The sequence below is a fragment of the Mesorhizobium sp. M4A.F.Ca.ET.090.04.2.1 genome (genome assembly GCF_003999085.1).
Classification (GTDB): Bacteria; Pseudomonadota; Alphaproteobacteria; order Rhizobiales; family Rhizobiaceae; genus Mesorhizobium.
In genome coordinates this window covers 1-24,550 of sequence record NZ_RZOT01000019.1, presented here as the reverse complement: position 1 = coordinate 24,550, position 24,550 = coordinate 1, and the positions used below count along the sequence as shown (strand labels likewise).

Sequence of the window (24,550 nt, the reverse complement as noted above, 5' to 3'; positions counted from 1 at the left end):
GTCCGGCGCCGTGTGTCGGGCGAGCCGTGTTGCGGCGCGCACACCCGGGAGATTTCGATGGCTGAACCCTTGATCGTTCGTCGTGAGGTGCAGATCGCGGCGCCGCCGGCGACGGTTTTCGCCTTCCTGACAGATCCCGACAAGATCGTGCGCTGGATGGGAACGGAGGCAACGGCGGAACCCAACCCCGGCGGTCTTTACTTGCTGAATTTGGCAGGAAGGGCCACGGCACGCGGCCAATTCACCGAGGTCGTACCCGTCCACCGCCTTGCCTACAGCTTCGGCTGGGAGGGCAACGACCAGACTCCGCCGGGTTCGAGCCTTGTTGAAATCGACCTGGTCGAAGAGTCCGGCGGAACGCGGGTCAAGCTCACCCATAGCGGCCTTGCCGACCGAGAGATTTGCGACAGCCATGAGAAGGGCTGGACGCACTATCTGGGCCGGCTCGCAATCACCGCCGCCGGCGGCGACCCGGGACCTGACAAGATGTAGGCTGCGGCCGCGATTACCGACAGCCACGACACCAACCGCTAGAGCTCCAGCTTGTAGCCGATGTGGCTCGCCTTGAAGCCGAGCCGTTCATAGAAGCGGTGCGCATCCGCCCGGCTCTTGTTGGTCGTCAACTGGACGACCCTGCAGCCGCGCTTGCGGCATTCCCCGATCGCCCATTCGAGCAGGAGCTGCCCGAGCCGCTCGCCGCGCCGGTCTGCGGCGACGCGGACGGCCTCAATCTGGCCGCGCCATGCGCCCCGCAGCGACAGGCCGGCGAGATAGGAGATCTGCAGCGTGCCGATGACGCGGCCATCATCCGTCATGACGGCCAGGAACTGGTTGGGGTCGGCGTCGACAGCCGCGAAGGCGTCCCGATAGGATTTGGCCAGCGGTTGGCTGGCGTCCTCCCGACCGCGACCCAGCGGATCGTCCGCGAGCATGGTGACGATGGCCGGGAGATCGGCTTCCTCGGCGCGGCGGATGCGGATTTCGCTCATTGTCAAACCTCATGCACGGGTCCGGCGACCTTATGCATGGGCCATGCGCTTGCCGCAAATCCGCAAAAGCTGTGTTACGGACAGTTGATCGCGCAGGCGGCTGCCAGAGCACATTGGCTATCGCGATATACCGCTTTCTGGTCTATTGCAGGGCTCCCGCCATCCTCCAGCCGCTCTCACCCCATGTCAGGCCTGCTCAGCGATCCGTGGTTCTATGCCGCCGCCATTCCGGCGGTCATTCTCGTCGGCCTGTCGAAAGGCGGCTTCGGCGGCGCCGTCGGCTTCGTCGGCGTGCCGCTGATGGCGCTGGCCATGCCGCCGGTGCAGGCGGCCGCCATCCTGCTGCCGATCCTGTGCCTGATGGACATCGTCTCGGTCTGGACGTGGTGGGGCGTCTACGATCGCAAGATGCTGGTCGACATGATGCCGGGCGCGGTGATCGGCATCGGCCTCGGCTGGCTGACGGCGGCGCTGGTCACCGAGGAGATGGTGCGACTGATCGTCGGCGCGGTCGCGCTGATCTTCGTGCTGCGCTGGCTCTACCTGCAGTTCCGCCACGGCGCCGACCATGCAGCTGCGCCCAACCGCGTGGCGGCTGCCTTCTGGGGCACCGTCGCCGGCTTCACAAGCTTCGTCGCCCATGTCGGCGGCCCGCCCTTCCAGGTCTATGCCCTGCCGATCCGGCTCGACCCGAAAGTGCTGTCTGGCACATCGGCGATCTTCTTCGCCGCCACCAATGCGCTGAAGCTGATCCCCTACTTCGCGCTCGGCCAGTTCGACACCACCAACCTGACGGCGTCCGCCGTGCTGATGCCGCTGGCGCCGCTGGCGACCATCGCCGGCGCCTGGCTGGTGCGGCGCATGCGGCCGGAGATCTTCTATCCCTTCACCTACGCGACCGTCGCGATCGTTGCGGTCAAGCTGCTCTGGGACGGGATCGCCGGCCTGATATAGGCGGCGAGAATATCCGGCCGCCCTCGCCAATTGCGCTGTCAGGCGGCGCTTTCCACCAGCCGGCGGCCGCCGCCAAAGGCCAGCGTGGCGCCTGCCGCAACCACCAGCGCCATGCCGGCGAGGATGGCGATGTCGTGCACGGTCGGCTTGAGCACCATGTCGGCGATGATCACCAGCATCACCGAATAGTCGAAGCGGGCGGCGCCCATGACGCGCTGGCCCACGGCAAGGACGGCCGGAGTCACGCCATCCTTCGCGATCATGTCGGCCATGCGGTCGGCGCTCGGCTTGAACACGAGCATGCCGATCGCGAAGGTCGTGGCGTAACCGGCAAGGCCGATCAGGATCCAAAGGTCGGAAAAGCCAACCCAGAAAGCGCACATGATGAGGCCGAACAGCAGCGTCAGCATCGACATCGGCGCGAAGTAGCGGTTGCCCAACTGCCCGGTGGCACGCATCGCCTGCAGCTTGCCCTCGACATTGCCGGCGCGCTCGGCAAGCAGTCCAAGCAGGAACAGCGCGAAACCGCCGCCGACCCACAGAGTGGCCGAGACGACGTGGAGAAACTTGACAATCGAATACCAGTCCATGGGTTCGCTCCTGGCGATTTGCGGTCGAGCGGATTTGCCCGCCGGTTCAGAGGAGCGGGCGTTTAGCGTGGCGCCTGTTTCGGAACGATGTCGCGTGGGAGGCGGGCTTGTTTCGGCACCGGCATTCGCAGCCGTGCGGCGGACCATGGCCCGAACCACATTGCCGGGGCCGATTCGGCATCACGGCGGCTGTCCTGTTACGGCACAGAAGCGGCGCGCCTGGTAAAAAAATCTCGGCGCCGTTAAGACTTCATTAAGCTTTACAGGCGTTTACTATGCGCATCCAGTGATCTGGATTCTTACCGAGTGGTTGGAGCCACTTTGTTTGACGCCTCCCTGTTAAACTCCTGAGAGCCGCCTTATCCGCGGCTCTTTTTTTGTCCGCGGGAACCGTCGGCCGGGCCGTTAACCCTTCGTTAAACATGTGCTTGCCTTCACCGGCGGCGAAGCGCATTTTCAAGCTCAGTCGTTTTAGGGTGCAGGGCGTTACGGCAAGAATGCCGATTCGGCTTGCGGCAGTGCAGGGGCGTAGCGATGAACGAGCCTTCCAAGGGAAGCGCGAAAACCATCAAATTGGCGGAGCGCCGGGTTTTCTCCCAATCCTTCAAGCCGCTCTATCAGGAGGGCATGGGCCTCGTCGAACAGGCCGCCGAATATCTCGACGGCAAGGGCCGGGCCGAGGCCAAGAAGTTGTCGCGGACGGCTGCGACGCTCTATGCGGCCGAATCGATGCGGCTGACCACCAGGCTGATGCAGGTTGCCTCCTGGCTGCTGCTGCAGCGCGCCGCCAATTCCGGCGAGATGACCCGCGACCAGGTCGCCTCGGAAAAGTCCAAGGTACGGCTCGACACCGCGTCCGCGCATGACGAGGCGATCGGCTGGAACGAACTGCCGAAGGAATTTCTCGACCTCGTCACCCGCTCGCTGCGCCTGCAGGCGCTGGTACGCCGCATGGACGAGGAGATCTACGGCAGTGCGCTGGCCGACATGCCGCCAGCCGCCCGCCGCGTCAATCCGGTCTCCGACCAGATCAGCCTGCTGAACACGGCCTTCGCCCGCGGCTGATCCGGCAGCTTGATAATTCGCTCTGATGGCCATCCAGCGCCGTTTTCTGCGCTTCCCTACAGCGCCGCGCGTCCTTTCGGACGCGCAAAGGACGCTGTAGCGCTTCTTGATTTTGCGCGCAGCTCACTGCACTTGAGTACGCTTCGCTCCGGTTCTCGAAAGCAACGCAATATGGCTCATCAGACCAAATTCTGAAGCTGCCTGTCCCTGCCTGAGCCGTTTCTGGTTTGTTCACATTTTGCTGGCATCGCCCTGCGTTGGAGGTAGACTCGGCGCATGGGGGAAGCGATTCGCATCATCGGCATCGATCCGGGGCTGAGGCGCACCGGCTGGGGCATCGTCGAGAGCCTCGGCAATTCGTTGCGCTTCGTCGGCTCCGGCACGGTGCGTTCCGACGACAAGGCGGCGCTCGCGATCAGGCTCTGCCAACTGCATGATGGGTTGGTCGAGGTGCTGCATCAAGCTATGCCGCATGAGGCCGCGGTCGAGCAGACCTTCGTCAACAAGGATGCGACGGCGACGCTGAAGCTCGGCCAGGCGCGCGGCATCGCCATGCTGGTGCCGGCGCGCGCCGGGCTGGTGGTCGCCGAATATGCCCCCAACGCCGTCAAGAAAGCGGTGATCGGCGTCGGCCACGGCGACAAGAAGCAGATCCACATGATGGTCAAGGTGCTGATGCCGAAAGCGGTGTTCGACACCGATGACGCAGCCGATGCGCTTGCCATCGCCATCTGCCACGCGCATCACCGGCAAAGCGCCGCCTACCGGATTGCAGCGCTGGCGTAAGGGGACAGCGATGATAGGCAAACTGAAGGGCACGCTGGACGAGATCGACGAGGATTTCTGCCTCGTCGACGTGCATGGCGTCGGTTATGTCGCCCATTGCTCGGCGCGCACGCTGGCCTCCCTGCCGTCGCCCGGCGAGGCGGTGGTGCTGTTCATCGAGACCTATGTGCGCGAGGACATGATCCGGCTCTACGGTTTCCAGTCGGCGCTTGAGCGCGAATGGTTTCGGCTCCTGATGAACAATGTGCAGGGCGTCGGCGCCAAGGTGGCGCTGGCCATCCTCTCGACGCTGGCGCCGGCCGACCTCGCCAACGCGATCGCCTTGCGCGACATCGCCATGGTGTCGCGCGCGCCGGGTGTCGGCAAGAAGGTGGCCGAGCGCATCGTCACCGAATTGAAGGCCAAGGCGCCGGCCTATGCGGGCGCCGCCTCGGGCACGATCGGGCTGAAGCAGGAGCTCGGCGAGGGCGTGGCGCCGGCGCCGATCACCGACGCCGTCTCGGCGCTGGTCAATCTCGGCTATTCGCGCGACATCGCGGCCAACGCGGTTTCGGCGGCGCTGAAGGCGGCGGGCGAAGGCGCCGACGCCTCGAAGTTGATCCGTTTCGGGCTGAAGGAACTGGCGCGGTGAGCCTATGAAACTCAGTGGCTGGATTGACTTCCAGAGTGGTTTGGTTTTCTAGTGCGGTCCGTTTTTGCATGAGTAATCGACATGCGCCATTTCGCGACCAATATCGAAGGGAATTCAGGATCGGTTCTGGCCGAGTCTGAACGTCGCGCGCGCCTGCGGCATTGTCGAAGATAGCTTCATACAGCAATCCACTCGTCAGGCCGCTTCATTTGGAGCGGCCTTTTTATTTGGAGCGGGTAATGTTCCCGGTAATCGAAACCGTAAGCGATGTTCTGCCGCACATTCAGGGCAACATCGGCTTCTTTCTGACCCGCTTCGATGACTATGATGTCATCGACTATGGATTTGTGGGCGACGATACTTTTCGCAGCCCGATGACGCTCGAATGCCGTGGCTTGAAGTTCGCCAAGGACGGGCGCCTCATTGCCCGCCCGTTTCACAAATTTTTCAACCTTGGTGAGAGACAGCGCCCGGAAGACGTCGACTGGACGGTGCCGCATGTCGTTTTGTCGAAGCTCGATGGCTCGATGGTTCATCCGTGTGTCGTTCGTGATGAACTCGTGTTCATGACTCGGATGGGCGTCACGGCACAATCGACCGCCGCGTTGGCGCACGCTGGTGAGAATATTCGCAAGCTTTCGAAATGGGCCGTCGATGCAGGCATGACGGTGCTTTTTGAGTTCACGTCCCCCGAAAACAGGGTCGTCATCGCGTATAATCGGCCGTCGCTGACGCTTCTGGCCGCACGCGACAACCGGACCGGTCTCTATTCTACCTATCAGGAGCTTCAATCGCTGGCCGCCGAATTCGACGTGCCGCTGATCCAGTCGGTTCAGATGACGAGCTCGACAAGGGATTTCGTTACGATTGCCCGAAGCCAAGAGGGTATCGAAGGCTATGTCATTGCTTTCGATGACGGTCAGAGGTTCAAGCTCAAGACCGCATTCTACGCATTGCGGCATAAGGCGCTGTCTGGCCTTGCTCATGAAAAAAACATCCTCGCATGGGTAGCAGAGGGTGCTGTGGACGACGTGGTCCCGCTGCTCGCGGCTGACCTTGCCGAGGAACTGAAGGCCTATCAGTCTGTGGTGGTCAACGGGCTCAACAGACACCTTGGCGATCTTGCCGCTTTTGTTACCGGGCACTCGGGCCGGGAGCGGAAGGAATTCGCAGCGGCAGTCAGCTCCAATCTCGATAAGAGACTCCAGGGGGCGGCTTTTGCCATGTTCGATGGAAAAGACGGCAGCGAAGTGCTTAGGAAACAACTACTGTGGGCCAGCTACGATGAGTCGCGGCTCGAGAGCATTCGTGATCTCTACGGCATGTCATGGAAGTCTCCTGCTATGACCGTCGAAGTGGGTTAATGAGATACCTTTGGCGATGCCCCCAGCAAGGACGAGGATGGATTTGTGAACGACCGCCTCATTGCTCCCGACAAGCGCGGCGAGGATGCCGACCAGAGCTTGCGGCCGCAGTCGCTCGACGAGTTCGTCGGCCAGGCGGCGGTCAGGGCCAATCTCAAGGTCTTCGTCGACGCCGCCAAGGGACGCGGCGAGGCGCTCGACCATGTGCTGTTCGTCGGACCGCCTGGCCTCGGCAAGACGACGCTGGCGCAGATCATGGCGCGCGAGCTCGGCGTCAACTTCCGCTCAACGTCGGGGCCGGTCATCGCCAAGGCCGGCGATCTCGCCGCGCTTCTCACCAATCTCGAAGACCGTGACGTGCTGTTCATCGACGAGATCCATCGCCTCAATCCGGCGGTGGAGGAAATCCTCTATCCGGCAATGGAGGATTTCCAGCTCGACCTGATCATCGGCGAGGGACCGGCCGCGCGTTCGGTCAAAATCGACCTCGCCCGTTTCACGTTGGTCGCCGCCACCACACGGCTCGGGCTTTTGACCAATCCGTTGCGCGACCGTTTCGGCATTCCGGTGCGGCTCAATTTCTACACGGTCGAGGAGCTGGAGCAGATCGTGCGCCGTGGCGCGCGCATCCTTTCGATGCCGCTCGGCGACGATGGCGCGCTGGAGATCGCCAGGCGGGCGCGCGGCACGCCGCGCATCGCCGGCCGGCTGCTGCGCCGGGTGCGCGATTTCGCCAGCGTTGCCGGCGATGGCCATGTCGACCGCCGCATCGCCGATGAGGCGCTAACCAGGCTGGAGGTCGACGGGCTCGGTCTCGACGCGCTCGACCGCCGATACCTGTCGATGATTGCCCGCAACTTCGGCGGCGGCCCGGTCGGCATCGAGACAATCGCGGCTGGGCTCTCCGAGCCGCGCGACGCCATCGAGGACATCATCGAACCTTATCTGATCCAGCAGGGCTTCATCCAGCGTACGCCGCGCGGGCGCGTGCTGACCGCCAATGCCTGGCGCCATCTCGGCCTCGACGCGCCAAAGGATCTGGCGCAGCAGCAGATCAGCCTGTTCCAGGAGGAGTAACGCAGATTTGTTCCCCACTTGCGCGGGGAACGGCCTGTCTGCGCAAAATCTGCTCGCCGCGGCCAAGCTGAAGACGCAATTGCCGCCTCTAGCTTGACGCAATTGCCATACCAAGGGCCGGGCGGACCTATGATCACCAGACGTGGCTTCCTGCGCCTCATCGGCGGCTCGTTCCTGTCGATGGTGTCGCTCAGCGCCTATGCGGTCGGCATCGAGCCGATGCTTCTGACACATGTGAAGCGCTATTCGCTGATGCCACCGCACTGGCCGGCGGGCCTCAAGCTGCGTGTCGTTGCGCTCGCCGACATCCATGCCTGCCGTCCCTGGATGACGCCGGAGCGGATCGCCTCGCTTGCCGCCGAGGCAAACGCCTTGCGTCCGGATCTCATCGTCCTGCTCGGCGACTATGTCGCCGGCATGCGCCTGGTAACGGACGAGGTGCCCGCTTCGGAATGGGCCTCGGCCCTGTCCGGCCTGAAAGCGCCGCTCGGCGTCAAGGCGATCCTCGGCAATCACGACTGGTGGCACGATCCTGTTGCGCAAAGGGCGGGGGCCGGACCAACCGAGGCGCGCAAGGCACTCGAGGGCGCCGGCATCACGGTGCTGGAAAACGATGCCTTGCGCCTGGAAAAGGACGGACACGGCTTCTGGCTGGCAGGCCTCGCGGACCAGCTAGCGTTGCTGCCGGGCGACGGCCGCGACGAGCCCAGGGGCCTCGACGACCTCGATGGCACGCTGGCCAAGGTGAGCGATAGCGCTCCCACAATCCTGCTCGCCCATGAGCCTGATATCTTCCCGAAAGTGCCGTGGCGGGTTTCGCTGACGCTGTCCGGCCACACCCATGGCGGGCAGGTGCGGCTGTTCGGCTATTCGCCGGTCGTGCCTTCGCGCTACGGCAATCGCTACGCCTATGGCCATGTCGTCGAAAACGATCGAAACCTGATTGTGTCCGGCGGACTCGGCTTCAGCATCATGCCGGTGCGTTTTGGCATGCGCCCGGAAATCCTGCAGATCGATCTCGGGTCCGCCTGAACCGCCCGCTTCAGTGAAGCGACCTGATCGCGTTCATTATGTCAGGCTCGGCCTTGTCGCCGTCGAAAGCGTCGACAATGCCGAAGGCACCGCCATAGCCCCACACCGACCAGGAGAAGCCGTGCGCCTCGGCGCGCCCAATCATCTGACTGACATAGGCGGCGCGGTATTCGGCGGGCATCACATAGGCGTTGCCGTATTCCTGGCGGATCATCCCGAATTCGCCGAGCGTGATGTTTTCCGGTCTTATCCCGTTGGCTTTCGCCCACGCTTCGACCGTCTTGAACGGCGCATCCATGATGCCGAGCAGCTTGTCGTCGCTGTCCATGCTGGCGACCTGCTCGTCGAGATAGGCAAGCATGCCGCTCCGGCGCGTCCATGGCGCCTCGGCCTTGATCCGGGCGCGGATCGTGTCCAGCGCCACATCGAGCTGCCCCTGCGGCACGGCTGTCAGCGGAAAGGGCAGGCCGGTGACATAGCGGATGAAGTCGCCGGCCCAGGTCGCGCCCTGATGGGTGAGCAGGAACGGATCGTAGGAATGGAAGGACCAGATGATGTTGTCGTCGGCGATCAGCTTCGGGTCGATCCTGGCCAGCGACGCGGCGTTGGAATAGCAGGCGCCGGTGAGGATCAGCGTCAACCTGGTGGCCGAGGAGCGCGCCGCCGCGAATAGCTTCTTCTGGCGCTCCGGCCAGAGATTTGTGCCGTCGCCGTCGCAGTCGACGATCGGCTCGTTCATCGGCTCGAAAGCGACCTGGCCCGGATCCTCGTTTGACAGCGTGCGCGCCATCTTGCGCACCATATCGACATAGGCGTCGAAGGTCCCGGGGTCGTCCATCACCTGCCCCATGCCAATCTTGCGGTTGCCGCCGGCGGGGATCAGATGCATGTCAACGATCACCTTCAGCCCGGCGCGGTTGATCATGCGCGCCGAGTCCAGCACGCTGGCGTAGAGGTCGTCGCGCAGCGCAAGTGTCTCTTCGGACAGGAAGGGGGAGGGGTCGACCGGCATGCGCAGGAAATCGAAGCCGGCATCTTTGAGCGCCTTGAGGTCATCCTCCTTGAGGAACTTTCGCCATTCCGGATAGGGCAGGATGGCGTTCGGGTCGTTCCATTTCTCCTCGCCGGTCCAGGTCGTCCACTGGTCGAGATTGAGGCCGCGCTTCATCGAGAACGTCGCGGCATAGGCGGGCAATGCCAAAGCCCCAAGCGCCAGCAGTGCCGCCATCAAGGTCTTGATCATCGCGCCCAACAGTGCCATCCGGTTCCAGCGCCGCAACACCTGCCTGCTCGGGCCAGAAAAGGAAAGCGCGATGGACGATCATGGTGAATCGGCGGCGCTCGGCGCGGGGCTTTCCGGCGCGCTGACGGAATTCGGCCATCGGCTGATGGCGCGGGTCTACTATGCCGATACCGATTTCTCCGGCGTCGTCTACCACGCCCGCTATCTCGAATTCTTCGAGCGCGGCCGCTCCGATTATCTGAGGCTCGCCGGCGTCCATCACACCGAGCTTGCCGATGGCAAGCATGGCGAGCGCATCGTCTGGGTGGTCAGGCGCATGGAGATAGACTTCAAGAGTCCCGCCCGCATGGACGACATCCTGACCATCGAGACGCGCACCGAGGATATTTCCGGCGCCCGCATCTTCATGGCGCAGCAGCTGAAGCGCGGCGACGAGGTGCTGGTCGAGGCGAAGGTCGAGGCGGCGATCATCGGCGAGAACGGCCGGCCGAGGCGCTTTCCGAGGGAGTGGGTCGCAGCGTTTATGCCAAAGGCAAGCGACTGATATTTCGGCCCTCGGCGACCTCCGCAGCCATTTGATCGACAGATGCGAGCAGCGACCCTGCGATATGGGGCGCGGCAATGCGCCGCGCTTCATATCATAACCCATCCTTAACCATAACGGTTCATGAAGAGATTGGTGAAGATTGGCGGAATCCGAACGCCTTCCTTTCACCAATATTTGCCCCGAAAAGGCCGCGAAACGGTGCATTCGGGGTGATCCCGCAAGCTTCAAGCTCGCGCGAACGGACCACAAGGGATGCCCATGGGCCCAGCCGCCAGCGACGCCCGGAAAATCTAAGGACGTAACCATGGAAAACATCGCACTCGCCGAACCGGGCGCGCATTTATCGATTTGGGCGCTGTTCATGCAGGCCAGCTGGGTCGTCAAGCTGGTCATGATCGGCCTGCTCTGCGCCTCGATCTGGACCTGGGCGATCATCGTCGACAAGCTCGTCGCCTATGGCCGCATGCGGCTGGCGCTGAACCGCTTCGAGCAGGTGTTCTGGTCGGGCCAGTCGCTGGAAGAGCTCTACCGTACGCTCGCCGACCGCAAGACCACCGGCATGGGCGCGATCTTCGTCGCCGCCATGCGCGAATGGAAGAAGAGCTTCGAGAAGGGAGCGAAATCGCCGCTCGGCCTGCAGACCCGCATAGACAAGGCGATGGACCTGGCGCTGACGCGCGAGATGGAGCGGCTGGAGGGACGGCTCGGCTTCCTCGCCACCACCGGTTCGGCCGCGCCCTTCATCGGCCTTTTCGGGACCGTCATCGGTATCATGACCTCGTTCCAGGCCATTGCCGCTTCGAAGAATACCAGCCTGTCGGTGGTCGCGCCCGGCATCGCCGAGGCGCTGCTCGCCACCGCCATCGGCCTGCTCGCGGCCATCCCGGCTGTCATCGCCTACAACAAGCTGTCATCAGACGCGAACAAGATCGCCGTGCGCATGGAAGGGTTCTCGGATGAGTTCTCCGCCATACTCTCGCGGCAAATCGATGAAAAAGTCGCGCAGAAGGCCTGAGGTACGATCATGGGTATGTCCGTAGGCATGGCGGGACGCGGCGGGCGCGGCCACAGGCGGCGCGGCCGCCATCACGGTCTGATGTCGGAAATCAACGTCACGCCGATGGTCGACGTGATGCTGGTGCTTTTGATCATCTTCATGGTCGCGGCGCCGCTCCTGACGGTCGGCGTGCCGATCGACCTGCCGGATACGCAGGCCAAGGCGATGAATGTCGATACGCAGCCGATTACCGTCTCGATCAACGCCTCCGGCCAGATCTACCTGCAGGAAACCGAGATCCCGATCGAGGAGCTGGTGGCCAAGCTGCAGGCGATCTCCAAGACCGGCTATGACGAGCGCATCTTCATCCGCGGCGACAAGCTGACAGACTACGGCACCGCCATGAAGGTGATGGCCCGCATTTCTGCGGCCGGATACAAGAACATCGGCCTGGTTTCGCTGCAGGAACAGGATCAGTAGAAGCAAGATGAGGACGGGCCTCACCACATCGGTGATCTTGCATACGGTGGCGCTGGCCTTCGGGCTGTTCACGCTGTCGTCGCCGCCTGCCATGCCTGCGTCCGATGTCGAGTCGGTGGCGGTTGACATCGTGCCGATGGAGGCCATCGCGCAGACACTGCAGGGCGACAAGAAGGCGGTGATGCATGACAAGCCGGCGCCGACGCCGACCAAGCGCCCGGACATCGTCCCCGATGCGCAGAAGGTCGGCGAAAACAGCGTCGATACCGACAAGCCGATCACGGACGAGGCCAAGCCGAAGCCGGTCGACCTGACATCGGCGCCGCCGCCGGCGCCAACGCCGACCGAAAAGCCGAAGCCCGAGGACGCGCCGAAGCCGAAGGAGACGCCGAAGCCGACGCCGGCAACGGAAGTGGCGCCGGTGCCGCAGCCGAAGGAAGAGGTCAAGCCCGAGCCGGTCAAGCAGGTGGAACCGAAGCCGACGCCGGCCAAGGAGCCGACACCAGCGCCGCAGCCGGACAAGACCGCGGCCATCCAGCCGAAGGAAGAGGTCAAGCCGGACGCCGTTGCTGAGGCCATTGCCCAAGAACCGCCGACCGAGACGACGCAGCTTCCAGACTCCGCGCCGGCGCCCGAGGCGCGGCCGAAGCCGCAGCCGGCCCAGGCCGAGAGCGCCAAGGCGCCGGACCGCAAGGACGCCGACAAGCCGGTCAAGGAAGCGTCGTCGAAGCCGAAGTCGGAAGACAAGCAGTTCAACGCGGACGAGATAACGGCGCTGCTCGACAAGCAGAAGCCTTCCGGTGGCGGCGCCAAGCGCTCGGCCCAGCAGGCTTCGCTCGGCGGCGAAAAGGACCAGGGCCAGAAACTCTCAAGGTCGGAACAAGGGGCGTTGGAAGACCAGCTCGGCCATTGCTGGACCCTCCCGGTCGGCCTCGAAGGTTCCGAGGATTTCACCGTGGTCGTTCGCTTCAACCTGAACGCCTCCGGTAAGTTGGAAGGCCGCCCGACTGTCGAAAAGTCCAGCGGCAACCCCCAGTTCGACGCCAGTGCGGTTCGCGCCGTGCAGAAATGTGATGTCGCCGGGCTGCAGGTGCCCGCCGGCAAGCAGGACATATGGTCCGATGTTCGCGTCAACTTTGATCCGAGAGCGATGCTTGGCCTGTAGCCTGAGCACCCGAAAAATCAGCAAGAGAAGCGAGAAGACATGAAATCCATCCTCAAGCCGCTCCTGGTGGTCGCCGCAATGGCGATGGGCATAATTTCTGTCGCCACCTTGCCTGCTCGAGCAACCCTCGAGCTCAACGTCAACAAAGGCAATGTCGAGCCGATGCCGATAGCCATCCCCGACTTTCAGGGAGAGCTTGGCGCGCAGATATCGGAGATCGTAACCGCCGATCTGAAACGGTCCGGACTGTTCGCGCCGATCGACAAGGCCGCCTTTGTCGAAAAGATCACGAACCCAGATGCGGCGCCGCGCTACGAGGACTGGAAGGTCATCAACGCGCAGGCGCTGGTGACCGGCAGCGTGAACAAGGAGGCGGACGGCCGCATCCGCGCCCAGTACCGGCTGTGGGATATTTTTGGCAACACGCAGCTGGCCGGCGAGCAGTTTTTCGCCAACGACGCCAATCAGCGCCGTGTCGCTCATATCATCGCCGATGCGATCTATGAGAAGATTACCGGCGAAAAGGGCTATTTCGACACGCGCGTCGTCTTCATCGACGAATCCGGCGCCAAGAATGCGCGCAAGAAGCGGCTCGCCATCATGGACCAGGACGGCGCCAACGTGCGCTATCTGTCCGACGGCCGCTCGATCGTGCTGACACCGCGCTTCTCGCCGAACCGGCAGGAAATCACCTACATGTCCTATGAGAGCGGCCAGCCGAAGGTCTATCTACTGCAGATCGAGACCGGGCAGCGCGAATTGGTCGGCAACTTCCCCGGCATGACGTTCGCGCCGCGCTTCTCGCCCGACGGCCAGAAGGTGATCATGAGCCTGCTGCGCGACGACGGCAATTCCAACATCTTCGCCATGGACCTGAGGAGCCGCTCGACCACAAGGCTGACCAATTCCACCGCCATCGATACCTCGCCGTCCTATTCGCCCGACGGCAGCCAGGTGGTGTTCACCTCCGACCGCGGCGGCCGCGCGCAGATCTACGTAATGGGCGCCGACGGCTCCGGCCAGACCCGCATATCGTTCGGCGACGGCGTCTATTCGACGCCGGTGTGGTCGCCGCGCGGCGACCTCATCGCCTTCACCAAGCAGACCGGCGGCGAGTTCCAGATCGGCGTCATGAAGACCGACGGCTCAGGCGAGCGCATTCTGTCGTCCGGCTTCCAGCAGGAGGGACCGACTTGGGCGCCCAACGGCCGCGTGCTGATGTTCTTCCGCGACTCAGCCGGCGGTCCGAAGCTGGTTTCGGTCGACCTCACCGGCCGCAACGAGCAGTCGATCCCGACCTCGAACTTCGCGTCCGACCCGGCCTGGTCGCCGCTGCTTGAGTGAGCGGTCGAAAAGGAGAATTGAAGAACTGATGAAATGAAGAATTGAAGAATGGAGAAAGAGGGCAGTTACATCAAGCGCGCCAAGGATTTGGAAGTCTATAGGCGTGCTTATGCAGCTTCCCTCGACGTCCACAGAGCGACGCTCGTTTTTCCGAAAATCGAGCAATACGCACTGCCGACCAAATGCGTCGATCCAGCAAGGCGATTTGCGCCAATCTGGCGGAGGGCTTCGCCAAGCAGACCCATTCCAGACCCGAATTCGCGCGGTTCATTTCGATGGCTATGGGATCCTGCAGCGAAGTTGAAAAGTGGATTTCGTATGCGTTCGATCTTGGTTACATCACGCAAGCGCAACGCGACGAATGGCAGCAATCCTACGTCCACATCTATGGAATGCTGGTGAATCTGAGGGAGAGATTGAAGTGATCCTTTTCCTCAATTCCCCAATTCTTCAGTTCTTCAATTCCCCTTTTTCACAGGCTGGTCGCGTTTTGGCCGCATTTCCGCCTACGGTCCGCGCGCATTGTCGCCCTTGGTAATGCGTGGGCGTAACGGCCGCGGACGGCGGCCTAATACCAAATTTTAACCGTGTTTCTTGAATGCCGGTTAACCCAAACGTGGTTACTGGGTGATCAACGAAATCACTCGAATGCGAAGGAGAGGCGGCATGGGCCGTATCGCAGCACTTACCAGAAACCCGGCCATGATCGCGCTGGTGGCGGCACTCGCCATCACGGGTTGCGCCTCGAAGAAGACCCCGAACAGCGCGGCCGATCTCGGCCTCAACGGCGCGGGCGCCGCGACGCCGGGCTCCGCCCAGGATTTCACCGTCAACATCGGCGACCGTATCTTCTTCGACACGGATTCGTCCTCGATCCGCGCCGACGCGCAGACGACGCTGTCGCGCCAGGCGCAGTGGCTGAACCAGTACAAGCAGTATGCCATCGTCATCGAGGGCCATGCCGACGAGCGCGGCACGCGTGAGTACAATCTGGCGCTCGGCGCCCGCCGCGCCGCCGCCACCCGCGACTTCCTGGTCTCCAAGGGCGTTTCGGCCCAGCGCCTGAAGACGATCTCCTACGGCAAGGAGCGCCCGGTCGCCGTTTGCGACGACATCTCCTGCTGGTCGCAGAACCGCCGCGCCGTCACCACGCTTTCGGGCGCCGGATCCTGATTGGCAAAAATACAACAGCACCATGCGAAAGGCGGCCAAATGGCCGCCTTTTTCATATCCAGCGCCCTGAAACAAAATTTGGCCGAAGTCTCGCGCCCTGCTATGAGCCGAGGGCGCTTGGTCCCACTCTGAATCGGAAGGGCGCAACGGGCTATCAATTTCACGGCGAGAGAAAGAATGCATTTCAGAACGGTCCTCAGCGGCACGCTTGCGCTGCTGCTCGTATCAAGCATCGCCGCCCCGGCAGCCGGCACGGGGCAGCCTGCCGATAGCGGGTTCTCCTTCCACCTGCCGACGCTCGGCATTTTCGGCGACAAGAAGAAACCGCAACAGCAGCAGATCGCGCAGCAGGACGGCGCCGGCGCCACTGGCCTGGAAGACCAACTCAGGCAGATGAACGGCAAGATCGAGGAACTCAATTTCCAGATACTGCAGATGCAGGAGCAGATCCGCAAGCAGCAGGAGGACAACGAGTTCCGCTTCCAGCAACTCGAGGGCGGCACGCAAGGCGGGCAGCAGCCGGCCAGCCAGAAGAAGTCGGAGGCCGCACCGCCTCCGAGCGGCGATGGCAATAGCGACAATGGCACCGACAACAGTGTCGCCGCGGCCCCGGCGACCCAGCCGCCGGCCGATGCGGGCGCCCAGTCGTCCGGCGGCGGCCAGAGCGTCGGCGAGGTCATCGTGGAATCGCAGACGGGCGACCCCGGCAAGGTAATCACCGGCGCGCCGCCGAAGCCGTTCGGCACCATCACCGTCGACAAGAACGGCAATGTGGTGAACGCCGACGAAAACACTCAGGCCACCGCCCCGGCGGCGCCGGCCGCAACCGCCGAAGGCACCAAGTCCGGAGGCACTGTGGTTGCCGCATTGCCTTCGACCAACGATCCGGACGAGCTCTACCGCAACTCCTACCAGTTCATCCTGTCGGGCGATTACGGCACCGCCGAACAGGGTTTCCGCGATCACATCGGCCGCTTCCCCAAGGACTCCAGGGCGGCGGACGCCCACTATTGGCTTGGTGAATCGCTGCTCGGCCAGCAGAAATACCGCGACGCGGCCGAGGTTTTCCTCGCCGCCAGCAAGGACTACCCGAAGGCCAAGAAGGCTCCCGACATGCTCCTGAAGCTCGGCGTGTCGCTGGTCGGGCTGAAGCAGAACGATGTGGCCTGCGCCACTTTCGGCGAGATCGGCAAGCGTTATCCCGACATCTCCAGCGCGCTCAAGGAGCGCGTCAAGCAGGAACGGGCGCTCGCGGCGTGTTAGCTTTCCGCTTGCCTGTCGGTGTCCCCAAATCGGGACCACTTTTAGGCGACACCCAGTGATGCTCGACACCGGGCCTGACCTTTCGGAACGGCTTTTTTCTGACATCGATTTATCTGACGGCGCGATTGCGGCCGTGTCCGGCGGCAGCGACTCGACCGCCCTTCTCATCCTCCTCAAGACCCATCTCGACCGAACTGCGCCCGCAACCAGGCTGCTGGCGGTGACGATCGATCACGATCTGCGGCCAGGCTCGGCGGCGGAAGCGCGCGGCGTGGCCAGGCTCTGCGCCGAGCGCGGCATCGCGCACCGCACCATCGTCTGGTCGGGGATGAAGCCATCGTCCGGCCTGCCCGCCGCCGCGCGCGAGGCGCGCTACCGGCTGCTGGCGGAGGCGGCGCATGCAGAAGGCATCGGCCTCATCCTGACCGGCCACACCGCCGACGACCAGGCCGAGACGGTGCTGATGCGGCAAGCGCGTGAAGAAGCGGCCCGTGAAGAAGGGAGACCTGACGAGGAGGCCAGCGACGAGGGCGCGCGCAGCGAGGGACGCGGGCTTGCCGGCATGGCGCCGGCCACCCTCTATGATTGGCAAAGCTGGATCGTCAGGCCATTCCTCGGCACGCGACGCGCGGCGCTGCGCGATGTGCTGCGGCGCCACAACATCGGCTGGGCCGAGGATCCGACCAATGTCGACCAGCATTTCGAGCGACCGCGCATGCGGGCCGCTCTTGCGGGTGACGATGGCGCGCGGCGTTTCGCGGAGGCGACCGCGTCGGCCGGGCAGGCCGCCGCGAGTCGTGACGAGCTTGGGCGGCACGCGGCTATGCTGATCCGCGACCTTGCCGGCATGCCGGTCCCCGGCCTCATCCGTCTCGATCCTGCTTTCGCCGCACCCGGCGATGCCGAGGCCGCCGTCTATGCCCTGCGCATCCTGCTTGCGACCGTCGGGGGCGTTGCCTTCCTGCCGGATGCGATCCGTAGCCAAGCGCTGTTCGAGCGGTTTCGGGCCGGACCGCTTTGCGCTACATTGTCGCGGACGGTGATCGACGCCAGGCGCTCCGGCATCTACCTCCGCCGCGAATCGCGCGGCCTGCCTGAGGCGGCGCTGGCCGTGAATAACGGCCTTTGGGACGGTCGCCGGCGCATCACGCTGAGCAACAGGCAAGGCGCATTGTTGATCGCGCCGCTCGGCGCGGCCACGGCGGGCAAGCGGGCTGTTGCCGAGGGCGGCGCGCCACCAAGTCTTGCGCGCGCGGCGCTAGCCGCCGAGCCGGCATTGTGGCGCGGGACGGAATGCATCGGTTTTCCCGGTGAGGGCGCGGCTCTCACGGAGATTGGCGTCGTCCCTGCCGTTGCGCCTTTTGCCCGCTTCCTACCGTCCTTCGATCTTGCGCCCGCCGCCGCCGTGGCCCGGCTGATCGGCGCGCCGCCGCTCCCGGCCTTGCCTTTCCGCGGCCACAGTGCCGCCTGATGATTGGGCGAAAGCTTAACCCACACGTGCTGTTATGCTTGGCAAGGGGAGGCGCTCTCCCTATGTTAGGCCCAAGCTTCCTCTGATCATGCGTGTCCGTCCGCGGGCTCCAACGGGACAATAGATGAATCCGAACTATCGCAACCTCGCGCTCTGGGCGATCATAGCGGTCCTGCTCATCGCCCTGTTCAACCTGTTCCAGACGCCGCAGACGCGCGGCGCTTCGAGCGAGGTCGCCTATTCGCAGTTCCTGCAGGATGTCGCGGCTGGACGGGTCAAGACGGTGACCATCGCCGGCGCCCGCATTTCCGGCACCTACACCGACAGTTCGACCGGCTTCCAAACCTATTCGCCCGGCGATCCGTCGCTGGTGTCGCGGTTGCAGGACAAGAACGTCACCATCAACGCCCGGCCTGAATCCGACGGTTCCAACTCGCTGTTCGGCTACCTGATCTCGTGGCTGCCGATGATCCTGATCCTCGGCGTCTGGATATTCTTCATGCGCCAGATGCAGTCCGGCTCCGGACGCGCCATGGGCTTCGGCAAGTCGAAGGCCAAGTTGCTGACCGAGGCGCACGGCCGCGTCACCTTCCAGGACGTCGCCGGCGTCGACGAGGCCAAGGAAGACCTGGAAGAGATCGTCGAGTTCCTGCGCGACCCGCAGAAGTTCCAGCGCCTCGGCGGCAAGATCCCGCGCGGCGTGCTTCTGGTAGGCCCTCCCGGCACCGGCAAGACGCTGCTTGCCCGCTCGGTCGCCGGCGAGGCCAACGTGCCGTTCTTCACCATCTCCGGCTCGGACTTCGTCGAGATGTTCGTCGGCGTCGGCGCCAGCCGTGTCCGCGACATGTTCGACCAGGCCAAGAAGAACGCGCCCTGCATCATCTTCATCGACGAAATCGACGCGGTCGGCCGCCATCGCGGCGCCGGGCTGGGCGGCGGCAATGACGAGCGCGAACAGACGCTGAACCAGTTGCTGGTCGAGATGGACGGCTTCGAGTCTAACGAAAGCATCATCCTGATCGCCGCCACCAACCGGCCCGACGTGCTCGACCCCGCGCTGCTCAGGCCCGGCCGCTTCGACCGCCAGGTGGTGGTGCCGAACCCCGACATCGTCGGCCGCGAGAAGATCCTCAAGGTGCATGTGCGCAACGTGCCGCTGGCGCCAAATGTCGACCTCAAGGTTATCGCGCGCGGCACGCCGGGCTTCTCCGGCGCCGACCTGATGAACCTCGTCAATGAATCCGCCCTGATGGCGGCGCGGCGCAACAAGCGCCTCGTCACCATGGCCGAGTTCGAGGACGCCAAGGACAAGATCATGATGGGCGCGGAGCGCCGCTCGTCCGCGATGACGCAGGCCGAGAAGGAACTGACCGCCTATCACGAGGCCGGCCACGCGATCCTCGCGCTCAACGTGCCGACCGCGGATCCGCTGCACAAGGCGACGATCATCCCGCGCGGCCGCGCGCTCGGCATGGTCATGCAGTTGCCGGAAGGCGACCGCTATTCGATGAGCTACAAGTACATGATCTCGCGCCTGGCGATCATGATGGGCGGCCGCGTCGCCGAGGAGTTCAAGTTCGGCAAGGAGAACATCACCTCCGGCGCCTCCTCCGACATCGAGCAGGCGACCAAGCTGGCGCGCGCCATGGTCACGCGCTGGGGCTTCTCCGACAAGCTCGGCCATGTCGCCTATGGCGACAACCAGGAAGAGGTCTTCCTCGGCCATTCGGTGGCGCGCACGCAGAACATCTCGGAAGAGACGGCGCAGATCATCGATGCCGAGGTGCGCCGGCTGATCGACGACGCCTATTCGACGGCCAAGGCGATCCTGACCAAGAAGAAGAAGGAATGGATCGCGCTGGCGCAAGGCCTGCTCGAATACGAGACGCTGACCGGCGAGGAGATCAAGCAGCTGATCGCCGGCCACAAGCCGGCGCGCGACCTCGGCGACGACACGCCGCCCAGCCGTGGCTCGGCCGTGCCGAAGGCCGGCACCGGCGGCCGCCGCAAGAAGGGCCCGGAGCCCGAAGGCGGCATGGAGCCGCAGCCGCAGGGCTAGTCGAGATCAGAGCGCTTCACCGTTTCAGGGAACGCAGAAGCGCTCTAATCTTTGGTTTGACCTATCCGACGGCTTCACGCGACGCGTTGTAAATCAGGAGACGCGCCGGATGTGCGTTGAAGCGCCATCCTCGGGCCTGTCCCGAGGACCTGCCAACGCAACCGGGTTGGCGGTTTCCAGCTCCCGTCGCCCGACAGCAGATCCTCGGGACAGGCCCGAGGATGACGGCTTGGCGCGTGGGAATCGCCTTATCCGCCGTATCCGATTTTTATGATTCAGCTTTCAGCCGCGCATTGCACAGGCTGTAATAGCCGCCGCCCTTCTGGATCCAACGAAGGCCGTTCAACGTACCTGCCTCCTTGTTGCCGTGGTACCCCTGCAGGCAGGTCTTCATCCGCGCCTTCGCGGGCTTTTCGGTCTTGAACTCGGCGGCCAGCGTGGTCGGGAATGTCACGCCCGCCGGCGCTACGGGGGGCGCGACCGCCGCGCTGGTTTCCTTTTTCGGCTGCGGCTCGGTTTTGACCGTATCCGTGCTGACACTCTCGGCAACGGGCATCGCACATTTCTCCTTGCGGAAAGCGGCCCAGTCCATGCCGTTCAGAGTGCCGCCTTCCTTGGCTGCGCGATAGGTCTCTCCGCATTCCTTCATCGTCAGTGCGCTTGCAGGGGCGACGCCCCACGCAACCAATGCCGTCACAGCCAATACGGCCAATTTCAAACTAGACATAAGACCCTCCGGGTTGCTAACGAGATCGATGTCTTTTTGTATACTGTTTGTTCTGCATATGTTCAATCAGAATTTTTGCGAGCTACTATAAAGCCTGGCGGTGGGAAGTGTGGCGGTTGACGATACCGATCGCTCCAGAGAGATGCAGATGCGAGCAAGGCCGGCGCCGGCGGCCGCGGCAAGAAGGGCCCGGAGCCGGAAGGCGGCATGGAGCCCAGCTGCAGGGGTGATGATAAGCGAACACCTACCAAAAACGCAGCGGCTGGTCCGTGACGTTTTTGCTTTTGACCCGCTCTCTTTTCAAAAGCCGGCGCTGCCCCTCATCGCCCTGCCGGGCACTTCTCCCCGTATAGTGACGGGAGAAGGTGGCCGGCCGCGGCCCCGGCGCTTTTCCTGCAACGTTCGCGATTGGCGAAATCGGCGATGAGAGCGCCCCTCTCCCCGGAGAGGAAGCCGGCAGGCAGGTGAGGGGCAGCAAAAACGCCTCAGAAATATCCGCTGGCCAACTCGCAAATCAGATGCGGCGTACTCGCTCAAACACGCCCAACAAAGAAAAAGGCCCGCGAACTTTACGGTTCGCGGGCCTTCGTCAACCGTAAACGAAGCGAAATCAGCTCTTCAGCTTGGCGTTGCACAGGCTGTAGAAGCCGCCGCCCTTCTGAATCCACTTGAGGCCGTTCAGCGTGTTGGCGTCCTTGTTGGCATAGTACAGCTCGAGGCAGGTGTGCATGCGGCCCTTGGCCGGGGTCTCGCTGGCAAACTTCTTGGAGATCGCCGTCGGGAACTTCACGCCCTTGGGAGCGGCAACGGACGGCTTCTCGGGTTCGCTGGTGTAGGTCGCCTCCGTCGGAGCCGGCACCGTGTCGTCGTCGTCCGCGGCGGCGCCGCACTCTGCCTTGCGGAAGTCGTTCCACTTCATGCCGTTGAGCTTGTTGCCGGTCTTGGCCACCTGGTACTTGGCGCTGCAATCGGCCATGCTGAGGCCCTTGCCTCCTTCAGCGGCGGCGGCCTTGGTCGTTGCCTTGGCGGGTTCCGCCGCGGCGGTTGCGCCGGGGCCGCATTCGGCCTTGCGGAAGTCGTTCCACTTGACGCCGTTCAACGTGCCGGCGGCCTTGGCGGCCTGGTACTTGGCGCTGCATTCCTTGGTGGTCAGGCCCTTGGCGGTCTCCTCGGTCGCGGCCGCCGCCTTGGTGGTCTTGGCGGGTTTGGCGTCGGCAGCTGCGGCGGTGGCTCCGGCGCCGCACTCGCTCTTGCGGAAGTCGTTCCACTTCATGCCGTTCAAGGTGCCGGCAGCCTTTGCGGCCTGGTACTTGGTGCTGCATTCCTTCGCGGTCAGGCCCTTGGCCGCGTTGTCGTCGTCGGCGGCGGCCGCCTTGGAGTCGGACTTGGCCGCATCGCTTGCCTTCGCCGTCTTCTTGGCGGGCTTGGTGTCGGTGGTTGCGGCGGCATCGGTGCCGCATTCAGCCTTGCGGAACTGGTTCCACGTCTGGCCGTTAAGTGTTCCGGCGTCCTTTGCCGCGTTATACTTGGTGCTACACTCGGCGATGGTAAGCGCGTTGGCCGGCGCCGCCAGGAACAAGGTTGCGACGGCTAATCCCGTCAAGGTTGCAAGTCGATGGATGAGCATGGCGTTTTCTCCGTTGCTGTCGCCCATAGGTTGTCCCTTTGCGAAACCAATAGCCCTCAACGCCCGCCCGCGCCAGATGCTACCAGCGCGGACGCCCTCACAAACTGTGTTCCTCCCGATAAGGTGATGGAATCCTTGCGATCTGGTCCGCCTGAGCAAGGTTTGCGGGGCGAATCTACAGCCAACGGACCTGCAACGCCTGGTCCATTGCCGCAAGACTGGACGGCCATGTTAGGCTGTCGAATCACTTGACCAGCCCAGCACAATGATTTTCTAAGGAATGGTAATATATAATCACGAAATGTGATGATCGGGTGCGGCTCAATTGTGGCAATACGGGCGGCTGAAAAACCGACGGGGATCTAGAAACGCATGGCAGGGCAGTATTTTGGCACCGACGGCATTCGCGGACGCGCCAACAAGTTTCCGATGACGGCCGAGGTCGCCATGCGGGTCGGTATGGCGGCAGGCCTTTCGTTCCAGCGCGGCAGCCATCGCCACCGCGTCGTGCTCGGCAAGGACACGCGGCTTTCCGGCTACATGATCGAGAACGCGATGGTGTCGGGCCTGTGCGCGGCCGGCATGGACGTGTTCCTGCTTGGCCCCATTCCGACGCCGGCGGTCGCCATGCTGGTGCGCTCGCTGCGCGCCGACATCGGCGTGATGATCTCGGCCTCGCACAATCCGTATTATGACAACGGCATCAAGCTGTTCGGCCCCGACGGCTATAAGCTCTCCGACGAGATCGAGGAGCGCATCGAGGGCATGCTGGACAAGGATATCGAGCTGGCGCTTGCTGATTCCGACGGGCTCGGCCGCGCCAAGCGCGTCGACGGGGTGCACGACCGCTATATCGAATTCGCCAAGCGTACGCTGCCGCGCTCAATGTCGCTGTCGGGCCTCAGGATCGTCGTCGATTGCGCCAACGGCGCCGCCTACAAGGTGGCGCCCGAGGCACTTTGGGAACTCGGCGCCGAGGTCGTGGCCATCAATGTCGAGCCCAACGGCTTCAACATCAACAAGGAATGCGGCTCGACCCATCCGGCCGGCCTGCAGAAGAAGGTGCATGAAGTGCGCGCCGATATCGGCATCGCGCTCGACGGCGACGCCGACCGGGTGGTGATCGTCGACGAGAACGGCGCCATCGTCGATGGCGACCAGATCATGGCACTGATCGCCGAGTCCTGGCACCAGAGCGGGCGTCTGGCCGGCGGCGGTGTCGTGTCGACAGTGATGTCCAACCTCGGCCTCGAACGCTTCCTCGGCGACATGAAGCTGCAGCTGCACCGTACCAAGGTGGGAGACCGCTATGTCGTCGAGCACATGCGCGCGCATGGATTGAATGTCGGCGGCGAGCAATCCGGCCACATCGTGCTCTCGGATTTCTCGACCACGGGCGACGGGCTTGTGTCGGCGCTGCAGGTGCTGGCCTGCATCAAGCGGCAGAACCGGCCGGTCAGCGAGCTGTCAAAGAAGTTCGAGCCGGTGCCGCAGCTCTTGAAGAATGTCCGCATCGCCGGTGGCAAGCCGCTCGAGGAGGCGCCGGTCAAGGCGGCGATCGAGGATGCGCGCAACCGGCTCGGCAAGGCCGGGCGGCTGGTCATCCGGCCCTCCGGCACCGAGCCGCTGATCCGCGTCATGGCCGAGGGCGACGACCCGCAGCTGGTCGAGGCTGTCGTCAACGATCTCGTCGGCGTCATTTCGGAAACGCGCAGCGCCGCCTGAGTGCGCGAAGCAATCCAGCTCTGCAAGCCCGCCGTCAGGCGGGCTTTTTTGTCCGTGCGCGAGCGATGCGGTCGGCCCTGTTCGCAATGCGACTCTATCTAAAATTGTATAGATTCGTGGTTAATCGGTACGGTTAAACGGCTTTTAACCTTTGCAATTCATTATCCAAACCCGAAGTCAATCATCTTCGGGCGGGTGTCGTCCCGAGGCTTCTTAGGGGTGACAGCATGTTCAATACAAG

At 63.6% G+C, this 24,550-nt stretch carries 24 protein-coding genes; 19 read left to right on the top strand and 5 right to left on the bottom strand.

Annotated features, from left to right (window positions below; translation table 11 throughout):
* The first annotated feature begins 57 nt into the window (after nucleotides 1–57).
* On the top strand, nucleotides 58–492 hold the full coding sequence (locus EN781_RS03045; RefSeq protein WP_126057861.1) for an SRPBCC domain-containing protein: 435 nt from the start codon (nucleotides 58–60) through the stop codon (nucleotides 490–492).
* Between the two features lie 38 nt (nucleotides 493–530).
* Here the strand turns inward: EN781_RS03045 and EN781_RS03040 are convergent, their stop codons facing one another.
* On the bottom strand, nucleotides 531–989 hold the full coding sequence (locus EN781_RS03040; protein WP_126057862.1) for a GNAT family N-acetyltransferase: 459 nt from the start codon (nucleotides 987–989) through the stop codon (nucleotides 531–533).
* A gap of 183 nt (nucleotides 990–1,172) precedes the next feature.
* Between EN781_RS03040 and EN781_RS03035 the strand changes: the two genes are divergently transcribed.
* Nucleotides 1,173–1,943 carry a sulfite exporter TauE/SafE family protein gene (locus tag EN781_RS03035; RefSeq protein ID WP_126057863.1) on the top strand — a complete coding sequence of 257 codons (771 nt, stop codon included), beginning with the start codon at nucleotides 1,173–1,175 and terminating at the stop codon, nucleotides 1,941–1,943.
* 38 nt (nucleotides 1,944–1,981) lie between these two features.
* On the opposite strand, the gene EN781_RS03030 is transcribed toward EN781_RS03035, so the two are convergent.
* Nucleotides 1,982–2,533 carry a DUF2269 family protein gene (locus tag EN781_RS03030; protein WP_126057864.1) on the bottom strand — a complete coding sequence of 184 codons (552 nt, stop codon included), beginning with the start codon at nucleotides 2,531–2,533 and terminating at the stop codon, nucleotides 1,982–1,984.
* 534 nt (nucleotides 2,534–3,067) lie between these two features.
* Between EN781_RS03030 and EN781_RS03025 the strand changes: the two genes are divergently transcribed.
* From EN781_RS03025 to EN781_RS03000, 6 genes are all read left to right on the top strand, one after another.
* Nucleotides 3,068–3,598, top strand: coding sequence for a DUF1465 family protein (locus EN781_RS03025; protein WP_126057865.1), 531 nt, complete (start codon nucleotides 3,068–3,070; stop codon nucleotides 3,596–3,598).
* Nucleotides 3,599–3,874: 276 nt separating this feature from the next.
* Nucleotides 3,875–4,384, top strand: a complete 510-nt coding sequence (gene ruvC, locus EN781_RS03020) for a crossover junction endodeoxyribonuclease RuvC (protein ID WP_126057866.1) — start codon at nucleotides 3,875–3,877, stop codon at nucleotides 4,382–4,384.
* A gap of 10 nt (nucleotides 4,385–4,394) precedes the next feature.
* Nucleotides 4,395–5,015: a Holliday junction branch migration protein RuvA gene (gene ruvA, locus EN781_RS03015; protein ID WP_126057867.1), complete on the top strand. Its 621-nt coding sequence runs from the start codon at nucleotides 4,395–4,397 to the stop codon at nucleotides 5,013–5,015.
* A gap of 239 nt (nucleotides 5,016–5,254) precedes the next feature.
* On the top strand, nucleotides 5,255–6,379 hold the full coding sequence (locus EN781_RS03010; protein ID WP_127399762.1) for an RNA ligase: 1,125 nt from the start codon (nucleotides 5,255–5,257) through the stop codon (nucleotides 6,377–6,379).
* A 45-nt stretch (nucleotides 6,380–6,424) separates the two neighbouring features.
* On the top strand, nucleotides 6,425–7,456 hold the full coding sequence (gene ruvB / locus EN781_RS03005; RefSeq protein WP_126057870.1) for a Holliday junction branch migration DNA helicase RuvB: 1,032 nt from the start codon (nucleotides 6,425–6,427) through the stop codon (nucleotides 7,454–7,456).
* Between the two features lie 129 nt (nucleotides 7,457–7,585).
* Nucleotides 7,586–8,488, top strand: a complete 903-nt coding sequence (locus EN781_RS03000; RefSeq protein WP_126057871.1) for a metallophosphoesterase — start codon at nucleotides 7,586–7,588, stop codon at nucleotides 8,486–8,488.
* 10 nt (nucleotides 8,489–8,498) lie between these two features.
* Here the strand turns inward: EN781_RS03000 and EN781_RS02995 are convergent, their stop codons facing one another.
* Nucleotides 8,499–9,749: a cellulase family glycosylhydrolase gene (locus EN781_RS02995; RefSeq protein ID WP_126057872.1), complete on the bottom strand. Its 1,251-nt coding sequence runs from the start codon at nucleotides 9,747–9,749 to the stop codon at nucleotides 8,499–8,501.
* Between the two features lie 52 nt (nucleotides 9,750–9,801).
* Here EN781_RS02995 and ybgC point away from each other — a divergent pair, with 52 nt between their 5' ends.
* The 10 genes from ybgC (at nucleotide 9,802) to ftsH (ending at nucleotide 20,230) form a co-directional block, all read left to right on the top strand.
* Complete coding sequence (ybgC, locus tag EN781_RS02990) at nucleotides 9,802–10,275, top strand: tol-pal system-associated acyl-CoA thioesterase (protein WP_126057873.1); 474 nt, start codon at nucleotides 9,802–9,804, stop codon at nucleotides 10,273–10,275.
* Nucleotides 10,276–10,582: 307 nt separating this feature from the next.
* Entirely contained in the window at nucleotides 10,583–11,293 is a 711-nt protein-coding gene (gene tolQ / locus EN781_RS02985) for a protein TolQ (RefSeq protein ID WP_126057874.1), read from the top strand.
* Between the two features lie 9 nt (nucleotides 11,294–11,302).
* The gene (tolR, locus tag EN781_RS02980; RefSeq protein ID WP_126057875.1) at nucleotides 11,303–11,755 is read left to right on the top strand and encodes a protein TolR; all 453 of its coding nucleotides are present in this window, start codon (nucleotides 11,303–11,305) and stop codon (nucleotides 11,753–11,755) included.
* A gap of 7 nt (nucleotides 11,756–11,762) precedes the next feature.
* Nucleotides 11,763–12,920, top strand: coding sequence for an energy transducer TonB (locus EN781_RS02975; protein ID WP_126057876.1), 1,158 nt, complete (start codon nucleotides 11,763–11,765; stop codon nucleotides 12,918–12,920).
* Between the two features lie 39 nt (nucleotides 12,921–12,959).
* Nucleotides 12,960–14,264: a Tol-Pal system beta propeller repeat protein TolB gene (gene tolB, locus EN781_RS02970; protein ID WP_126057877.1), complete on the top strand. Its 1,305-nt coding sequence runs from the start codon at nucleotides 12,960–12,962 to the stop codon at nucleotides 14,262–14,264.
* Between the two features lie 182 nt (nucleotides 14,265–14,446).
* Nucleotides 14,447–14,689 carry a four helix bundle protein gene (locus EN781_RS35075; RefSeq protein ID WP_245455345.1) on the top strand — a complete coding sequence of 81 codons (243 nt, stop codon included), beginning with the start codon at nucleotides 14,447–14,449 and terminating at the stop codon, nucleotides 14,687–14,689.
* Nucleotides 14,690–14,930: 241 nt separating this feature from the next.
* A complete protein-coding gene (pal, locus tag EN781_RS02960; protein WP_126057878.1) occupies nucleotides 14,931–15,437 on the top strand; it encodes a peptidoglycan-associated lipoprotein Pal in 507 nt (168 codons plus the stop codon).
* A 177-nt stretch (nucleotides 15,438–15,614) separates the two neighbouring features.
* Complete coding sequence (gene ybgF, locus EN781_RS02955) at nucleotides 15,615–16,700, top strand: tol-pal system protein YbgF (RefSeq protein WP_126057879.1); 1,086 nt, start codon at nucleotides 15,615–15,617, stop codon at nucleotides 16,698–16,700.
* Nucleotides 16,701–16,758: 58 nt separating this feature from the next.
* Nucleotides 16,759–18,171: a tRNA lysidine(34) synthetase TilS gene (gene tilS / locus EN781_RS02950; RefSeq protein WP_126059329.1), complete on the top strand. Its 1,413-nt coding sequence runs from the start codon at nucleotides 16,759–16,761 to the stop codon at nucleotides 18,169–18,171.
* A gap of 124 nt (nucleotides 18,172–18,295) precedes the next feature.
* Nucleotides 18,296–20,230 (top strand): ATP-dependent zinc metalloprotease FtsH, encoded by a 1,935-nt coding sequence (gene ftsH / locus EN781_RS02945; protein ID WP_126057880.1) that lies wholly within the window; start codon nucleotides 18,296–18,298, stop codon nucleotides 20,228–20,230.
* Nucleotides 20,231–20,498: 268 nt separating this feature from the next.
* Here ftsH and EN781_RS02940 read toward each other — a convergent pair whose 3' ends face one another.
* Both EN781_RS02940 and EN781_RS02935 read right to left on the bottom strand, forming a co-directional pair.
* Nucleotides 20,499–20,957, bottom strand: coding sequence for a hypothetical protein (locus EN781_RS02940; RefSeq protein WP_126057881.1), 459 nt, complete (start codon nucleotides 20,955–20,957; stop codon nucleotides 20,499–20,501).
* 610 nt (nucleotides 20,958–21,567) lie between these two features.
* A complete protein-coding gene (locus EN781_RS02935; RefSeq protein WP_126057882.1) occupies nucleotides 21,568–22,584 on the bottom strand; it encodes a hypothetical protein in 1,017 nt (338 codons plus the stop codon).
* Between the two features lie 372 nt (nucleotides 22,585–22,956).
* Here EN781_RS02935 and glmM point away from each other — a divergent pair, with 372 nt between their 5' ends.
* Nucleotides 22,957–24,309 (top strand): phosphoglucosamine mutase, encoded by a 1,353-nt coding sequence (gene glmM / locus EN781_RS02930; protein ID WP_126057883.1) that lies wholly within the window; start codon nucleotides 22,957–22,959, stop codon nucleotides 24,307–24,309.
* Nucleotides 24,310–24,550: the final 241 nt, after the last annotated feature.